Source organism: Tardiphaga sp. P4_G1, from assembly GCF_056401215.1.
On sequence record NZ_JBFUJU010000005.1, the window covers coordinates 452,132 to 467,679 of the forward strand.

The window sequence follows — 15,548 nt, forward strand, 5'->3', positions numbered from 1 at the left end:
TTCCATGCTCAATCGCGATGAAGACATCCTGCAGGCCGCCGAGGCGTGGCAGAAGGCCGGGCACGGCGTGGCGCTGGCCACCGTGGTTGAGACCTGGGGTTCGGCGCCGCGCCCCGCAGGCTCGAATCTCGTCATCAACGACGACGGCACCTTCCTGGGCTCAGTCTCCGGCGGCTGCGTTGAAGGCGCCGTGGTCACCGAGGCGTTGGATGTGATTGCGAGTGGCGAGCCCAAATTGCTCGAATTCGGCGTGGCTGACGAGACCGCGTGGAATGTCGGCCTGTCTTGCGGCGGCACGATCCGTGTGTTCGTCGAGAAGGTCGGTCAGTCGTGAAAGCCGAGACACTTGCCACCCTGAACACGGAACGCGCCGCTCGGCGCCCCGTTATTTTGATCACCGATATATCCGACGGAACACAACGCCTGGTGAAGGCCGCCGATTTCGGTGCCGATCCGCTGCATGCCGAGCTTGAGAAGCAGCTCCGCATGGGCAAGAGCGCGATGGTTGAGTTCGACGGCAAGAAGCTGTTTCTCAACGTCTATGCGCCCACTGCACGGCTCGTGATCGTCGGCGCCGTCCATATCAGCCAGGCTTTGGCGCCGCTGGCGCGGTCGCTGGATTACGATGTGACGGTGGTCGATCCGCGCACAGCCTTTGCCAGCGCAGAGCGTTTTCCGGACGTGAAGCTGATCGCTGAATGGCCCGAAGAGGCGCTGCCGGGCCTCAACATCGATCACTACACGGCCTTCGTTGCGGTGACCCATGATCCGAAGATCGACGATCCAGCGCTGCTGCACGCGTTCGAGAAGAACTGCTTCTATATCGGCGCGCTGGGCTCGCGAAAGACTCACGCCAAGCGCGGCGACCGGATGAAGGCGCAGGGCGTCAGCGAGGCTGACTTCGCGCGGATCAAGGCGCCGATCGGTCTCAATATCGGTGCTGTTTCGCCATCGGAGATCGCGGTCTCGATCATGGCCGAGATCACCGCCGAACTGCGCACGCCCAAGACGATACCCGCGGAATTGTCCAAAGTGAGCAACCCATGAAGTTCGGTCCCGCCAGTCCGGCGGATGCACTTGGCGGCGTGACCGTCCATACGCTGCGTCAGGGTTCGCTCGTTCTCAAGAAGGGCACCACTATCGGTCCCGATGAAGTCGCCGCGCTGACCGGCGCGGGGGTCAAGGACGTGGTCGTCGTGCGTCTCGAGGAAGGTGATGTGTCCGAAGACGTCGCTGCAGCCAGTATCGCGCAGTCAGTGGCGGGCGAGGGCGTCAATGTCGAGCGAGCCTTCACGGGCCGCGCCAATCTGTTTGCGGGCACGCCGGGCGTGCTGGTCGTCGATCGCGCCATCGTCGATCGCATCAATGCCGTCGATGAAGCCATCACCTTCGCAACGCTGGCGGGCTACAAGCCGGTTGTCGAAGGCGAAATGATCGCGACCGTCAAGCTGATCCCGTTTGGTGTCGCCGGTACGCTGTGCGACGCGGCCGTCCAGGCTGCCTCGGGCGGCGCAATGAGAATCGCGCCTTACACGGTCAAGAAAGTCGGCATCGTCTCGACGCTGTTGCCGGGGCTGTCGCCGAAGGTGATCGACAAGACACTGCGTGTGACCGAAGAGCGCCTTGCGCCTGCTGGTGCGAAGATCATCGCCGAGCGCCGCGTGCCACACGACGAGAAGGTGCTCGCGAAAACAATCAAGGAATTGCTCGGGCTCGGCGCCGAGCTGGTGATCGTGTTCGGCGCGTCGGCCATTGCCGACCGCCGTGACGTCATTCCGTCGGCGATCGAACAGATCGGCGGCGCCATCGAGCATTTCGGCATGCCGGTCGATCCCGGCAATCTGCTGCTGATCGGCAGGGCCGGCAACGTGCCGGTGCTGGGTGCGCCGGGCTGTGCGCGATCCCCAGTCGAGAACGGCTTCGATTGGGTGTTGATGCGGCTGCTGGCCGGTCTCAAGGTCACGCGTTCGGATCTCACAGGCATGGGCGTCGGCGGTTTGCTGATGGAAATCGTCACCCGGCCGCAACCGCGCGTGCCCGTCGGCAGCGATGGCAACAGCAACGTCGCCGCCGTTATTCTGGCCGCCGGTCGTTCGACCCGGATGGGGGGGCCGAACAAGTTGCTCGCCGAACTCAACGGCAAGGCATTGGTCCGGATAGTCGCCGAACAGGCGGTCGCATCGAAAGCGTCGAGCGTAACGGTGGTGACAGGTCATCAGGCGCCGGAGGTCGAGAAGGCGCTGGCCGGACTCAAAGTCACGTTCGTCTACAACCCTGATTTTGCTGATGGCCTTGCCAGTTCGGTGAAAGCCGGCATCGCGGCGGTCCCGGCCGATGCCAATGGAGCCGTGGTCTGTCTCGGCGACATGCCGCTGATCGATGCCCGCTTGATCGACCGGTTGATCGAAGCCTTCGCGCCGGATCGCGGCAACCTCATCGTCGTCCCTGTAAGCGAGGGCCGTCGCGGTAATCCCGTGTTGTGGTCTCGGCGCTTCTTCAATGAGTTGATGACGTTGGACGGCGATATCGGTGCCCGGCACCTGATCATGAAGCACGCCGAAGCCGTTGCCGATGTGGCCGTGGAAGGCCACGGCGCCTTCCTCGATATCGATACACCGCAGGCGCTGGAAGACGCGCGGAGCGGCTAACACATGGCGCATGCGGCGGGCCGCCGCATTGCACTTTCGTTCACCAAGTTGAAACGCCCTTCCTTTAGCGTCTGCCTCGATCGACCTCGGGGGAGGGGAAATTGTCACTGTTTGTTGCCGCGCGTCGTCGCGCGATTCTCGCCGTTGCCTTGTTGATGAGCGTCGGTGCCATGGACGTGGCTTCGGCCGCTGGTGCCCTCGCCGTGGGCAAGTGCGGTGCCTATGGCCAGGCCTTCGACTACCCGGCACAGGGGGCGGCGCTGGCGGCCGCTAAAAAGCAGTGCAAGGGCGAATGCACGACCGTAACGATGAACCGCGCCTGTGCAGCCTTCGCCGTGGATATGAAGAATCCCTGCGGCGCACACGGCTATGCCGTGGCGCCTCGTATTTCGAGTTCGCTGAATCAGGCGACCAAGAAATGCTATGACTACGGCGGTAAGGAATGCGTCATCCGCGCATGGGCCTGCGACGCCAAGGGCTAGAGCTCCCCGACAAATATCTCGTTCAATGCGCCTGCGGCAGCTAGACTGCTGCAATGATTCAATTTTTCCGGACACTTCTGAAGTCTGCCGCCGACGCCGATCCGTCCGTTCGCGAATTTCGCAAGGCGCTGAGCCGCGAGATGCTGTTGACCGAACGGTTGCGGGTCAAGACGGTCATTGGCACCGTGGTGATCGTGACGCTGTCGCTGTCCATTGCCTATCTGCTGGCGCCGTCGAGCTTCGCGCGCATATCCAATGGCCAGTTCGATCTCGCATCGTCTTTTATGATCACGGGCCCGCTGCTGCTGTTCGAATTCTTCGTTCTTTACAAGATCAATCAGCGCATCGCCGCAGGGCAGGATATTGCGCAGGGGCGACGCTATCTGAGCGCACTCATCGAGACCAGCATTCCAACGGCTGCACTGCATCTCCATATGGGCTGGATGGGGCCGGCGGCGGCGTTGGCATTTGCGGCGCCTTTGTCCTATTTCATCTTCATCATTCTATCCACGCTTCGGCTCGATTTCTGGCTGTCGACGTTTACCGGCTTTGTCGCGGCCGCCCAGATGCTTGCGCTGGCCATGCTGTATCATCCGGTGCAATTCGCCTCGGAACCGGCACCGGATTTTGCGTTTCAGCTTATCCGCAGCGCCATGGTCCTGCTCTGCGGTATTCTTGCAGGCGCCGTCGGCTTGCAACTCCGTCGCCAGTTCGAGGCGAGCATCGCGGCAACTTCGGCGCGCGATCGTGTCACCAATCTGTTCGGTCAGCATGTCTCGCCGCAGGTTGTGGAACGGTTGTTGGCGTCGGGAACGAGCTCCACGACCGAGATGCGTCACGTCGCGGTGATGTTCGTCGATATCCGTAACTTCACCGCAGCGACCCGTGTGCATTCGCCCCGCCAGGTGGTGGATCGGCTCGACGAGACCTTTGCTCTATTGGTCGACGTGCTGGATCGCCATTCGGGGATCGTAAACAAGTTTCTCGGGGACGGATTTCTCGCGCTGTTCGGAGCGCCCATTGAGGATCCGAATGCGGCGCATTGCGCCGTACAAGCGGCACGCGAGATGCTCATAGCTGTCGAGAAAAGCAATCGGGACAGTGAATGGCCCCTGCGCATCGGCATCGGGCTTCATATTGGGGCCGTGATTGCCGGCAACGTTGGCTCCCCGCGCCGCAAGGAATACACCGTCATCGGCGATACCGTGAACTTCGCGGCTCGGCTTGAGGCGCTCAACAAACAGTTCGGCTCGCAACTGCTGATCTCTGCCTCCATACGTGATGCCTTGGGCGACACTTGCAGCGATGCTGAGCTGCTCGGTGATGTGCCGATCCGCGGCTATGACCTGCCGCAGGCTATCTGGCGCTTGGGCTGAGTGCTGCCTCAGTTCTCGAAGAATGGCGCGCGGGGCGGTCGCATGACCATGCCGAAGCGTGCATAGACCCCCTGGCGCTCGAAATTGTCTCGCACATGTCCCGCGGCGAATGACCATTCGTAGGGGCCGGTGCGCAAGCCAGTCAGATGGCCGCCGATCCGGGTCTGCTGGCTGAAATAGTCGTTCGACAGTGCTGCCTCCGGGCCGATCCAGAACAAATCGAACAGGCGCCAGCCGGCTGCAATGCGCGTGGTATAGCCAGTATCGATGGTCGTGCCTGAGATGGCATATTGCAGCATCAGCTCGCGTGTCGGCTCCCACCAGACGTCCATCGTGCCCCGCGCGCCGAGCATCGCGCGAAGCCGAGAGCGGCGCTGATCGTGGTAGAAATAGTCGGCTTCCATATCGAGACCAGCCAAGAGCTGAACTTCCAGATTGCCGGTTCGGATGAGGTAGCCCGGCAGGATCGCCGCGCGGCTGATCTGGGTGTAGTCGGAGCGCGTGCCTGTCGTGTAGCGTTCGAGGTTTTCCGACAGAAAGAAACGCAGAATGAAACCGTCCTTGTTCAGGCCGGCGGGGGCCCATTGCAGGCCGCCATAGGCGCCGAGGCTCCAATGCGACGCATCGACACCGCCGAAATACATCAGACGGTCCGGCATGCCGCCGGAGAGAAAATCGAAGGCACGCCGTTTTTTGATACGCATGTCGAACAGGGGCGACCAGAAGCTCGATGAGCCGGATGCCGGTTCGATCGTGGCGTCGATCTCACCGATATCCTGAGCCGAGGCCATGCCGCAGGAATATGCGGCCGCCGCAACGCATAAAGCGCGTAACGCCAGTCCCCAACGCATCGAGCCCCCACCCAACGCAACAGAAACACAACAAAATAATACAACTCAAGGTAGATTATATTGGGGATAAGCCGCCGTCCAGTGTGGATAAGTAATAATCTGAAAAAAAACTGCTGTGAGATCGTCGCGCGGCTTCAAAGCTGCGACGGCAGCAGGTTCTGAACCTTGGCACCTTCGCGCTCCTCGATGATCTCGGCGATCCAGCGCCGATGACAGTGTTCGTGGTCGCGCTCGTAGCAGAGGATGCAGACCGGTCCGGACTTCGTCACCAGCGCCGCCAGCTCATCCATCGCCTCGCGTGCCTGCGGTGTCTTGAGATGAGCCATATAGATCTTCTCGAGCGCTGCGAGCTTGCCGCTACGTGCGGCTTCGCGGCCGTCCTTGGGTGTGCCCAGTCCGCGCAGATGGATGTAGCCGATGCCGCGCTCGTCGAGGCCGGCAGCGAGCTGATTCTTGGAGAAGCCCGGTCGCCGCGATGCGGCGACGGCACGCACATCGACCAGCAGCTTGACGCCGGCATTTTGCAGTTCATCGAGCACGGCTTTCGCTGGCGTCTGCTCGTAACCGACGGTGAAGAGGCGAGGTATCTTGCGGGCCATGTGAGCACCCCGTGATCGACAGATGATTGGCACAATGTCGCGGCCAGCCGCGAGGCGTTGCTCCCATTTGCAACATGGCACATAGTCAACTCAACAAACTCCGCCAGTTCAATGGCCGATATCACCGGGGGAATGATGGCTCGCATGGTTGGTGCGTTAGGCGCAATCGCGCTCGCGCTTGTGTCGTTTCAGTCCACATCTCTGGCGCAAGGCGCATATCCGGATCGTCCGGTCAGAATTATCGTGCCGATCGCGCCCGGCGGCAGCTACGATCTGGTCGGGCGGCATCTCGCCGATGCGCTGGCGAAGCGAACGGGGCAGGCGTTCTTTGTCGAGAACAAGCCAGGAGCGGGCACCGTCGTAGGCACGCAGGCTGCGGCCCAGAGCGAGGCCGACGGCTATACGCTGATGGTCGGCGGCCTTTCCAACATGGCCTTCAACTCCGCGCTCTACGCCAAGCTCGCCTATGACCCGCTGAAGGATTTCGTGCCGGTCGCGCTGGTCTACAAGTTCGGCTACGTGATGGTCGGCCGTAAGGATCTGCCGCAGCAGACCCCAAAGGAAATCGTTGCCGCAGCACTGGACAAGCCGGGGTCGATCACCGTGGCGACCGCCGGCGTCGGGACCGGACAGCAACTGGTGGCCGCAGCCTTTATGAGGTCCGCCGGCGTCAAGCTGCAGGAAGTGCCTTACCGGGGATCTCCACCGGCCTTCGCCGATCTGCTGGCAGGCCGCATCGACCTGTTCTTCGACTCGATCGCCGCCGGGCTGCCTTATGTGCAGACGGGGCAGGTGCGGGGTATCGCGGTGCTGTCGTCGAAGCGGAGCCCGCTGGCGCCTGACGTTCCGACCATGGCGGAAGCGGGCGTGCCCGGCCTCGATGTCGATTCATGGCTTGGCATCTTCGTGCCGGCGAAGACGCCGCCGGCGGTGATCGCAAAACTCCGTCAGGATATTCGAGCGGTGTTGCCCGATCTGAAGGAGCGCTTCGAGAAGAGCGGCGGTGAGCCCTGGGATATGCCCGACGACAAGCTCGACGGCTTCATCGCATCAGAACACGCCACCTGGACAAAACTGATCCGCGAGGCCGGCATCAAGCTCGATTGAGCAACGCGCGTGGGTGCTACGTCACCCGCTCGATCAACGCCATGGCACCGTGTGGTGCGCGTACCTTGGCCTCGTGGATGACATAGGCAAACACGTCGCGTGGCTGTTTCTTGATCTTGGCATCATCGACGCGCGGCAGGTCGGTCGGCTCGCCGCCGCTGGCCCAGGTCTCGAAGCGTTTGGCCCAGGCATCCAGCGCCTTTGGCGGATAAGCGGTCTTGATGCTGTCCTCGCCCTTCTGCAAACGCAGATAGACGAAATCGCCGGTGACGTCGGCGATGGCCGGGTAGGTGGCGTGTTCGGAGAAAACCACGGGGATCTTGAACTGCCGTAGCAGCGCAATGAAGGCCGGCACGCAGAAGCTGTCGTGGCGGACCTCGACCACATGGCGCAGCTTGCGCCCACCGAGCTCGGTCGGCAGCAATTCGAGAAACTTCCCGAAATCGGCTTCGTCGAATTTCTTGGTCGGCGCGAATTGCCACAGAACGGGTCCGAGCTTGTCACCGAGTTCGAGCACGCCGGAATCGTAGAAACGGTTCACGCTTTCGCCGGCTTCGGCGAGCACCCGGCGATTGGTTGCGAAGCGGGGGCCCTTGAGCGAGAATACGAAATCTTCCGGCACTTCGCGCGCCCATTTGCGAAAGCTCTCCGGCTTCTGCGAGCCGTAGAAGGTCCCGTTGATCTCGATCGAGGTCAGCTTGGACGCGGCATAGCTGAGCTCCTTCGCTTGCGTGAGTTTCTCCGGATAGAACACCCCGCGCCACGGCGCGAAAGTCCAACCGCCGATGCCGATACGGATTTGTCCGGATTTCGCAACCATTGTGAGGCCGATCCTTTTAGTATTCGTCGTTTTACTCAGTGCCGCGCCAGCAGCACCGGCTTGGTTACGCCCTCCACGCCGGTCAGCACCAGCATCGTCAGCAGTGCATTTTGCGGCCCGATATAAGCGTCGACGGGCTTGTACCATTCATTGCGCGAATGCCAGTTGCCGCCCTGGCCGCCGCCGCCGATGGTCACCGCGGGGATGCCGAGCGACATCGCGAGATTGGAGTCCGTGCTGGAGCCGGCAAAGGTGACATGGGGCGCACGGGTCAGCGCGGTCACGGCACGCGCGGTCGCCTGCACGAGGGGAGAGTCTTCTGCGACAACGCCCGCCGGGCGGTCGCCAATCAGTTTGATCTCGACAGTGATCTTGTCCGATCCCCAGCGTTTGTTTTCTTCACCGACTGCGTCCTTCACCTGATCGAGAAGCCTTGCTTCGAGTTTCAACAGCTCTTCGGTCGAATTTGATCGCATGTCGATCGTCATGCGGGCTTCCGCTGCGATGGCGTTGACGGATGTGCCGCCACTTACCGTTCCGACCGTGAAGGTGGTTTTTGGATCCGCGGGTGTCTGCAGCTCCGAGATTTTCGCGACCGCGCGACCCAGCGCATGGGTCGCGCTCGGCAGGCCGAATTCCTGAAAACTGTGACCGCCCGGACCTTTGAAGATCATCTCGTAGCGGTGGCTTCCGGTTCCCTGATTGACGATGCGCGTGACACCGAGGCCGTCGATCGAGATGAAGCCGTCGATGTCCTTGTTGTCGCGAAACAGGGCTTTGACGCCGCGCAGATTGCCCAGCTCTTCTTCGCCGACGCTGGCGACGAACATGACGTCCCCGACCGTCGCGATCTGCTGGGTGTTGAGGGTCTGCATTAAAGACAACAGGGCCGCGAGCCCACGGGCATCGTCACCGATCCCCGGCGCCAAATAGACGCCGTCCTTTTCCTTCACCGTGACGTCGGTCCCCTCGGGAAAGACAGTGTCCTGATGTGCGGAGATGACCAGCTTCGGCGTTCCGGCGGTTCCCTTGCGCCGGGCGATCACATTGCCCTCGGCGTCGATCACGGCGTCCTTGAAGCCCAGTTCCTGAAACCGTGACAGAATGTAGTTGCCGCGCACGTTCTCCTTGAACGGAGGCGCGGGAATTTCGGTGATCCGGATCTGCTCTTTCAGGGCGCGAGTATCGTCGGCCTTGATGGCATCGAGCGCGGCCATGACGCGCGAATCGGACAGCAGCGTCGTCGTGACGGTATCAATCGTCTGCGCGGTGACATGGCTGGCGCCGAAGGATGCCAGCGTCAGCGATGCAGCGAATAGGCATGGTCCGAGCGAACGTCGCATGGCATCTCCGATTATCACGCGGAGACGATTGTGGTCGCGGTTCAGGCGGGGCTTCCGCCTCGAGAAAACCGCGCGAACGCGCCGCTGTTGACTGGGGCAAGGTAGCGGGCACCCGGAGGACTGGCTATAGCTCGCCAGCAACAGAATGGTGCCAGGGTGCGGTGTTTACGGCCGGAATGTGGCGTTGAACGCAGTCCCGGGACACCCCTTGCGGAATCTCTCCAGCGTCCCTATTTTGTTTCCAACGGCGACGATGATGCTTCATAGCTCCGGCGCTGGAACGACCTTGAATAGCTCGGTGCGCCGGATGTACGTGCGCCTGTTGTTCGGGGTCGTTGGCATTTTTGGGCCACTTTTGGCCATTCCCCCCTCTGATGGCTTGTTCCGGCACCAGTTAAGGGCTCGCCGTTCCCTGTCCGCCTTGGCATGGTCCAGCGCGGCAGATATATGCTGGCGCCATGAACGAAGCCATCAGACCGGGGCCCGGACAGATATTGCAGGCGGGCGCTCCGCTGCAGCTGTCCGTCGTCGTCCCCACTTTCAACGAACGCGGCAATGTCGCCACCCTGGTGCAGCGGCTGGACGCGGCGCTGGTCGGCATTTCCTGGGAAGTCATTTTCGTCGACGACAATTCGCCGGACGGCACCGCCGACGCGGTACGTGAGCTGGCGCGGGGTGACTCGCGTGTCCGCTGCATCCGCCGCATCGGCCGGCGCGGCCTGTCAGGCGCCTGTATCGAAGGTATGCTGGCCTCCAGCGCGCCCTGCGCGGCGGTGATCGACGGCGACTTGCAACACGATGAGACTCAGCTCGGCAAGATGCTCGGTCTGATCGAAAGTGGCGCTGCCGAACTGGTGATCGGCAGCCGCTATATCGAGGGCGGCAGTGCCGACAGTTTCAACCAGCAGCGCCTTGGCGCCAGCAAGTTCGCGACCGCGGTCGCGCAGCGGGTGCTGAAGGTCGAGATCGCCGATCCGATGAGCGGCTTCTTCATGATCCGCCGCGATCGCTTCGAACAATTGGCGCCGAAACTCTCAACGCAGGGCTTCAAAATTTTGCTCGATGTCGTCGCGACGGCAGAAGGCGATCTGCGCGTTATCGAGGTACCCTACACATTCGGCTCGCGGCTGCATGGTGAAAGCAAGCTCGATTCCATGGTGGCGCTCGACTTCCTGGGCCTGGTGCTGGCGAAGCTGACCAACGATACCGTGTCGCTGCGCTTCCTACTGTTTGCTATGGTCGGCTCGATCGGCCTGTTCGTGCATTTCGCCGTGTTGTTCGTCACGCTGGAAGTTTTCGATCCGCCATTCGCAGAGGCGCAGGCCATTGCGGCGTTTTGCGCGATGACCGGCAACTTCCTGCTCAACAATTTCCTGACCTATCGCGACCAGCGTTTGAAAGGTTTCGGTATCCTGCGTGGTCTGGCGATCTTCTACGTGGTCTGCAGCGTGGGTCTGCTCGCCAATGTCGGCGTGGCTTGGTCGGTCTTCGACCAGGAGCCGATCTGGTGGCTGGCGGGTGCTTCCGGCGCGCTGATGGGCGTGGTCTGGAACTACGCGATGTCGGGCCTGTTCGTGTGGCGGAAACGGTGATCGCTGGATGACCGCGCAGGAACTGCGGCTGGTTCGCGGCACCGCGGCCGTGGTCGTCGGTCTGGTGCTGCTGCGGCTCGCGGCGGCCGCATGGACGCCGCTGACCTTCGATGAAGCCTATTATTGGATGTGGTCGAAGCATCTGGCCGGCGGTTACTACGATCACCCGCCGATGGTCGCGGTGGTGATCCGGCTCGGCACCATGATTGCCGGCGATACCGAATTCGGTGTACGCGTCGTCTCGGTCCTGCTGGCGTTGCCGATGAGCTGGGCGGTGTATCGCACGGCCGAATTACTGTTCGGCGGTCAGCGGATCGCGTCAACGGCGGTGATCCTGCTCAATGCGACGATGATCACGTCGGTCGGGTTAATGATCGTCACGCCGGACGCGCCGGTGCTCGTCGCCTCAAGTTTCGTGTTGTTGGCGCTGGCCCAGGTGCTGGCCACCGGGCAGGGCGCGTGGTGGCTCGCGGTGGGCGTGGCCGTCGGCGTAGCGCTGCTATCGAAATATACCGCACTGTTTTTCGGGCCGGCGATCCTGATCTGGCTCATTGCCGTACCGAAGATGCGGCGCTGGCTGATCTCGCCATGGCCCTATCTCGGCGGTCTGGTAGCGCTCGCGGTGTTCTCGCCGGTGCTGTTCTGGAATGCCGAACATGGCTGGGTGTCTTTCATCAAGCAGCTCGGACGCGCCCGGATTGATCACTTCAATCCAGCCTTCATCGCCGAGTTGATCCCGACCCAATTCGCCTTCGCGACACCGCTGGTGTTCATTCTCGGCGTGATGGGTCTCTATGCCTTGGCGGTCCGCAGGCCCGGAGCGTGGCCGGCGCGGGTGCTGCTGAATGCGATGTTCTGGGTCATCGTGCTGTATTTCGGCTGGCATGCGCTGCACAGCCGCGTCGAAGCCAACTGGTTCGCGCCAGTCTATCCGACGCTGGCCATCATTGCTGCCGTCGCGGCAACCATCGTGCAATGGAAGCCGCGCGAGCAGCGCACGGTGGATTTCTGCCTGCGCTGGGCGGGGCCGACCGGCGTCGTCATGTTCACGGCACTGGTGGTGCAGGCCAATACGGGTCTGCTGTCTGGCTACAAGCGTGATGCGACAGTACGCAGCATCGGCGTGGGTTTTGTCGAACTGGCGGCCGACGTCGAGGCGGTTCGCGCCCGTGTCGGGGCCACATGCGTGGTGGCGCCCGATTACGGCACCACGGGATGGCTGACCTTCTATCTGCCGAAGGGGACCTGTGTCTTCCAGCGCACCCAGCGGATTCGCTGGGTGAACATGCCGGAGCCGAGTGCAGAGCAGCTATCCGGCAAGCTTTTGCTGGTGGGTGAGCAAAATGCTGCGGCCAATCCGGAATGGGGGGCGGCTTTTGCGAATATCGAGAAAGTGGCTGACCTCAAACGCAAACGCGGCCCGCTGGTCGTGGAGAATGTCGAGCTGAATCTGCTGGAAGGCGCGAAAGGCGATGTACTGGACCGTTCGCCGCCACCCGAGATGTTACCGCGCTAGGAGGCGCGACCACCATGCGCTTGATAGCGCGATGGTGGTCGGCTGTCGCGTTTATGGCGCAAAGTGATAGTTCACGCCGATCTTGCCGAGCTGCATGGTCTGGGCAATATCGGCATTCAGATAATAAGGGCCGACCATCGGAGGGGCATTGATCACGCCTTCGAGGCTCGCATTGTCGTGGCCGAAGCCGATGTAGTTGTACTCGGCCTTGACGGACCAGTTTGGCGCGAAGCCGTATTCCACGCCGGCACCGACCACGTAACCGGTGTGAAGGCGGGATCCGTCGAGATTTGCGTATTGCGGGCCCGACGACAGCGATATGGCGTGATGATCCCCGGCGAGGGCGACGCCGCCCTTGAGATAGGTCAGCCAGCGCTCGTTGGTCACCATGCCGATACGTGCGGTGGCCATTGCGAGCCATTCGGTGCGCGAGCGCATCTCGAGATTGTTATCAAAGTTGGTGCGGGTGCCGCCGCCGATATCGCCGCCGACCAGTTCGCCTTCGACGCCCATGACGATCACGCCGAGCTGCACATTGGCGCCGATCTGGCCGCCGCCAAAGCCTCCGGTCATCGAGAACTTCCCATCGGGTGTGTAGTCGCGCCAGTCGCCGTGTCCCGATCCGTAGCCTGCCTGCGCACCGAGATATAGCCCGGTCCAATTGAATCCTGACTGTGCGTATTGCAGCGGCGGGATCGGTTTGGCAGCATCGGGAGCGCCGAACTGGTAATTCGCGCCGAGCTTGATGAGATGCAGCGTCTGCTTGGTCGAAGCCGTGGAGGCGATCGGCCCGGTGGAGGCCCGCGTGCCGCTGAAATCGAACTCGTGGTCGGGGAAGCCGATGAAATTATACTCGCCGCGCAGCGACCAGTTGTTGGCAAGCGCATATTCCATGCCGGCGCCGACGATCCAACCCCGCCGTGTCTCGCTGCCGGACAGTGTAAGCCGGTCCGGCCCCGGCACCGAAACCTGAACGTCGTAGCCGTGATCTTCATTGGCCCAGGCGAAGCCGCCCTTGGCGTAAGTGAGCCAGCGGCCATTGGCGAAGCCAACGCGTCCGGTCACGGTCGACAGCCAGTTGATTTGCGACGTCTGGGACAGGGTGGCCTGGTTCAGAATGCTCACCGTGCGATTGCCCTTGATGCCGCTAAAGCTGATATCGGCTTCGATGCCGAGCAGCAGGTTGCCGATCTGTTGATTGTAGCCGGCCTGAATGCCGCCCAGCGCGCCGTCGGTCCGGATATTCAGGATCTGCCATTCGGTCCCGCCGAGACCGTAACCGGCATGAACGCCGGCATAAAAGCCGGTCCAGTTATAGGCGGGATCGATGGCGGAGGCCTTGGTATAGGCGCGGGCCGGCACGTCTGCGGCGATGGCGGCATTGCCGAGGCTGAGGATGCCGATGGTGCCGAGGAGAAGCTGTTTCATGTCGTTTCCTTGCAGGTGCGCTGGCGGCGCTCGAGGAATCGGAGCTGCTTCGCGCGTCATTTCGGCAGCGACCATGTATAAAAATACCGCTCTCGTCGTGGTCGTAAGCGCGTGACTTGTGCTGGATCGCGCTCTTGGCGTCGCATTGTGAGCGGCTGTCGCCGCTCGGTCTCACCTGGAAGTACTACTGGGGAACGCGATCTTGGGACCACACGACGACCACCGGCCAACGACTTATGGGTCACCATCGGGGCGCAGTGCGCCGCTATGATTTCGAAAGACGATAAATTATCGTCGTCGGCGTTGAACCAAAGTCAGGGGTCCGGACGACCTATCTCCGCACACATTGAAATGGGCGGTGATTGGGAACATGGAAAACACAAATCTCGCATTCAGCAGCCACTCCGACTTTGGATCCGACCGTGCCAAGGTGCACAGCATCGAAAAGCCGGACCCCGTGAACCTCACCGAGGTCGGCGGCCTGCGCGGAGCGCGGATCGCCAGCGTGATCAACCAGATCAATGAGAGCTTTGCCGACCAGCAGTTCTCGACCCGGGTGGTCGCCGAGAAGCTCGGCCTGTCCGTCCGCTACGTTCAGGATTTGCTGCAGGGTTCCGGCCTCAGCATCACCGATCGCATCATGGAGCTGAGGCTTGAAAAGGCCCGCAGCATGCTGACCGGCGATCGGCAGTGCAGCCTGAAGATCAGTGAAGTCGCGGCCGCCTGCGGCTTCAACGAACTATCCTATTTCCACCGCAGCTTCCGTCGTCGCTTCGGCGCGTCGCCGGCTAAATTCCGCATCCAGTCAATGAATGGCTGACGCGCGCTTGCGCTTGAAATAGTCCAGCGTCCCGCGGCTGATGACGTGATCCTCAGGGCTCACCTCGTCGGCCGCGATGTCGTCTGCTTTGGCCAGGCGGGTATAGAGTGCGCCAAAATCCTGATAGCTGTCCTGCAGCAGCTTCTCGAAGCTCTCGATGACGAAATAGCTCTGCTGGAAATCGTCGATGATGTAGTTCGTCCGCATCACACGTTCGAGGTCGAACGTGATCCGGTTCGGCGAGGAGTCTTCCAGCGCGAAGACCGACTCCGTTGCTGACGACAGAATGCCGGCGCCGAAGATGCGCAACCCGTCCGCGCTGTTCATCAGTCCGAACTCCACCGTGTACCAGTATAATCGTGCCAGGTTTTTCAACTGGCCAAGCGCCATCGCGCGCTGGCCGCCTTTTCCATAGGCCTCCATGAAGTCGGCATAGACCGGGTTCGCCAATAGCGGAACGTGCCCGAAGACGTCATGGAAGATGTCCGGTTCCTGCAGATAGTCCATTTCGTGTTCGGGGCGGATGAAGGCGCCGGCCGGGAAGCGGCGATTGGCAAGATGATCGAAGAAGATCTCATCGGGCACCAGTTCGGCGACCGGCACAACCTGCCAACCGGTCAACGGCGTTAGACGGGCACTCAGTTTCTCCAGATCGGGAATGCCGGATTCGGACAGCTGCAGCGTGTTCAGCGCAGCGAGGAATTCGTTGCAAGCCCGGCCTTTAAGGACGGTCTGTGCGCGGGCGAACAGGCGGTCCCAGCGATCGTGCTCGGCGGCGGAGTAGGAGCCCCAGTCCTGGTCCAGCGTGAAGTCAGGGCGTTTCGGGGCGCTGAGGTAGCGGCTCTTCTCGGTCGACTGGTTCAGCTCGGTCATGACGCTCTCCGACTCCGACGGTCCGATCAGAGCATAAGGTTCCGCTGCCGAATAGTTCCGTCAAAAGAAGCAACTTCTCGCATCCTCCCGTCC

15 protein-coding genes are annotated in these 15,548 nt (G+C 61.9%); 9 read left to right on the forward strand and 6 right to left on the reverse strand.

The genetic code is table 11. From position 1 onward, the window contains the following. The first annotated feature begins 4 nt into the window (after positions 1-4). The 5 genes from AC1DUY_RS14795 (at position 5) to AC1DUY_RS14815 (ending at position 4,506) form a co-directional block, all read left to right on the forward strand. A complete protein-coding gene (locus tag AC1DUY_RS14795; RefSeq protein ID WP_068736040.1) occupies positions 5-334 on the forward strand; it encodes an XdhC family protein in 330 nt (109 codons plus the stop codon). Further along, on the forward strand, positions 331-1,047 hold the full coding sequence (locus AC1DUY_RS14800) for an XdhC family protein (RefSeq protein WP_478115172.1): 717 nt from the start codon (positions 331-333) through the stop codon (positions 1,045-1,047). The genes AC1DUY_RS14795 and AC1DUY_RS14800 overlap by 4 nt, the downstream gene beginning before the upstream one ends. Continuing rightward, positions 1,044-2,648: an NTP transferase domain-containing protein gene (locus AC1DUY_RS14805; protein ID WP_478115174.1), complete on the forward strand. Its 1,605-nt coding sequence runs from the start codon at positions 1,044-1,046 to the stop codon at positions 2,646-2,648. The genes AC1DUY_RS14800 and AC1DUY_RS14805 overlap by 4 nt, the downstream gene beginning before the upstream one ends. 155 nt (positions 2,649-2,803) lie before the next feature. After that, positions 2,804-3,130 (forward strand): DUF4189 domain-containing protein, encoded by a 327-nt coding sequence (locus AC1DUY_RS14810; RefSeq protein WP_315844185.1) that lies wholly within the window; start codon positions 2,804-2,806, stop codon positions 3,128-3,130. A gap of 53 nt (positions 3,131-3,183) precedes the next feature. Further along, positions 3,184-4,506 (forward strand): adenylate/guanylate cyclase domain-containing protein, encoded by a 1,323-nt coding sequence (locus tag AC1DUY_RS14815; RefSeq protein WP_441230130.1) that lies wholly within the window; start codon positions 3,184-3,186, stop codon positions 4,504-4,506. An 8-nt stretch (positions 4,507-4,514) separates the two neighbouring features. Here AC1DUY_RS14815 and bcsS read toward each other — a convergent pair whose 3' ends face one another. After that, the gene (gene bcsS / locus AC1DUY_RS14820; protein WP_441230129.1) at positions 4,515-5,297 is read right to left on the reverse strand and encodes a cellulose biosynthesis protein BcsS; all 783 of its coding nucleotides are present in this window, start codon (positions 5,295-5,297) and stop codon (positions 4,515-4,517) included. Positions 5,298-5,491: 194 nt separating this feature from the next. Then, positions 5,492-5,956: a DUF488 domain-containing protein gene (locus AC1DUY_RS14825; protein ID WP_439064349.1), complete on the reverse strand. Its 465-nt coding sequence runs from the start codon at positions 5,954-5,956 to the stop codon at positions 5,492-5,494. 144 nt (positions 5,957-6,100) lie between these two features. Between AC1DUY_RS14825 and AC1DUY_RS14830 the strand changes: the two genes are divergently transcribed. Then, complete coding sequence (locus AC1DUY_RS14830) at positions 6,101-7,063, forward strand: Bug family tripartite tricarboxylate transporter substrate binding protein (protein ID WP_478115177.1); 963 nt, start codon at positions 6,101-6,103, stop codon at positions 7,061-7,063. A 16-nt stretch (positions 7,064-7,079) separates the two neighbouring features. Here the strand turns inward: AC1DUY_RS14830 and AC1DUY_RS14835 are convergent, their stop codons facing one another. After that, positions 7,080-7,883, reverse strand: coding sequence for a DUF72 domain-containing protein (locus tag AC1DUY_RS14835; RefSeq protein WP_184518293.1), 804 nt, complete (start codon positions 7,881-7,883; stop codon positions 7,080-7,082). A 35-nt stretch (positions 7,884-7,918) separates the two neighbouring features. Next, positions 7,919-9,226 (reverse strand): M20/M25/M40 family metallo-hydrolase, encoded by a 1,308-nt coding sequence (locus AC1DUY_RS14840; RefSeq protein WP_478115180.1) that lies wholly within the window; start codon positions 9,224-9,226, stop codon positions 7,919-7,921. Between the two features lie 458 nt (positions 9,227-9,684). On the opposite strand from AC1DUY_RS14840, the gene AC1DUY_RS14845 reads away from it, so the two are divergent. Together AC1DUY_RS14845 and AC1DUY_RS14850 are read left to right on the forward strand one after the other, a co-directional pair. Further along, positions 9,685-10,818 carry a glycosyltransferase gene (locus AC1DUY_RS14845; RefSeq protein WP_089264978.1) on the forward strand — a complete coding sequence of 378 codons (1,134 nt, stop codon included), beginning with the start codon at positions 9,685-9,687 and terminating at the stop codon, positions 10,816-10,818. Between the two features lie 7 nt (positions 10,819-10,825). Further along, positions 10,826-12,334, forward strand: coding sequence for a glycosyltransferase family 39 protein (locus AC1DUY_RS14850; RefSeq protein WP_441230126.1), 1,509 nt, complete (start codon positions 10,826-10,828; stop codon positions 12,332-12,334). Positions 12,335-12,385: 51 nt separating this feature from the next. Here the strand turns inward: AC1DUY_RS14850 and AC1DUY_RS14855 are convergent, their stop codons facing one another. Next, positions 12,386-13,762: an outer membrane protein gene (locus AC1DUY_RS14855; protein ID WP_478115183.1), complete on the reverse strand. Its 1,377-nt coding sequence runs from the start codon at positions 13,760-13,762 to the stop codon at positions 12,386-12,388. A 370-nt stretch (positions 13,763-14,132) separates the two neighbouring features. Here AC1DUY_RS14855 and AC1DUY_RS14860 point away from each other — a divergent pair, with 370 nt between their 5' ends. Beyond that, entirely contained in the window at positions 14,133-14,582 is a 450-nt protein-coding gene (locus AC1DUY_RS14860) for a helix-turn-helix transcriptional regulator (RefSeq protein ID WP_068736063.1), read from the forward strand. On the opposite strand, the gene phhA is transcribed toward AC1DUY_RS14860, so the two are convergent. Then, positions 14,568-15,455 (reverse strand): phenylalanine 4-monooxygenase, encoded by an 888-nt coding sequence (phhA, locus tag AC1DUY_RS14865; protein ID WP_478115185.1) that lies wholly within the window; start codon positions 15,453-15,455, stop codon positions 14,568-14,570. The two genes, AC1DUY_RS14860 and phhA, sit on opposite strands and share 15 nt — an antisense overlap. Between the last annotated feature and the right edge of the window lie 93 nt (positions 15,456-15,548).

Bases quoted from the DNA above. Each gene is read 5' to 3' on its own strand.
- AC1DUY_RS14795 (WP_068736040.1), top strand. From the start codon at position 5: ATGCTCAATCGCGATGAAGACATCCTGCAGGCCGCCGAGGCGTGGCAG.
- AC1DUY_RS14805 (WP_478115174.1), top strand. From the start codon at position 1,044: ATGAAGTTCGGTCCCGCCAGTCCGGCGGATGCACTTGGCGGCGTGACC.
- AC1DUY_RS14810 (WP_315844185.1), top strand. From the start codon at position 2,804: ATGAGCGTCGGTGCCATGGACGTGGCTTCGGCCGCTGGTGCCCTCGCC.
- AC1DUY_RS14815 (WP_441230130.1), top strand. From the start codon at position 3,184: ATGATTCAATTTTTCCGGACACTTCTGAAGTCTGCCGCCGACGCCGAT.
- bcsS (WP_441230129.1), bottom strand. From the start codon at position 5,297: ATGGCCTCGGCTCAGGATATCGGTGAGATCGACGCCACGATCGAACCG.
- AC1DUY_RS14825 (WP_439064349.1), bottom strand. From the start codon at position 5,956: ATGGCCCGCAAGATACCTCGCCTCTTCACCGTCGGTTACGAGCAGACG.
- AC1DUY_RS14830 (WP_478115177.1), top strand. From the start codon at position 6,101: ATGGTTGGTGCGTTAGGCGCAATCGCGCTCGCGCTTGTGTCGTTTCAG.
- AC1DUY_RS14835 (WP_184518293.1), bottom strand. From the start codon at position 7,883: ATGGTTGCGAAATCCGGACAAATCCGTATCGGCATCGGCGGTTGGACT.
- AC1DUY_RS14840 (WP_478115180.1), bottom strand. From the start codon at position 9,226: ATGCGACGTTCGCTCGGACCATGCCTATTCGCTGCATCGCTGACGCTG.
- AC1DUY_RS14845 (WP_089264978.1), top strand. From the start codon at position 9,685: ATGAACGAAGCCATCAGACCGGGGCCCGGACAGATATTGCAGGCGGGC.
- AC1DUY_RS14850 (WP_441230126.1), top strand. From the start codon at position 10,826: ATGACCGCGCAGGAACTGCGGCTGGTTCGCGGCACCGCGGCCGTGGTC.
- AC1DUY_RS14855 (WP_478115183.1), bottom strand. From the start codon at position 13,762: ATGAAACAGCTTCTCCTCGGCACCATCGGCATCCTCAGCCTCGGCAAT.
- AC1DUY_RS14860 (WP_068736063.1), top strand. From the start codon at position 14,133: ATGGAAAACACAAATCTCGCATTCAGCAGCCACTCCGACTTTGGATCC.
- phhA (WP_478115185.1), bottom strand. From the start codon at position 15,455: ATGACCGAGCTGAACCAGTCGACCGAGAAGAGCCGCTACCTCAGCGCC.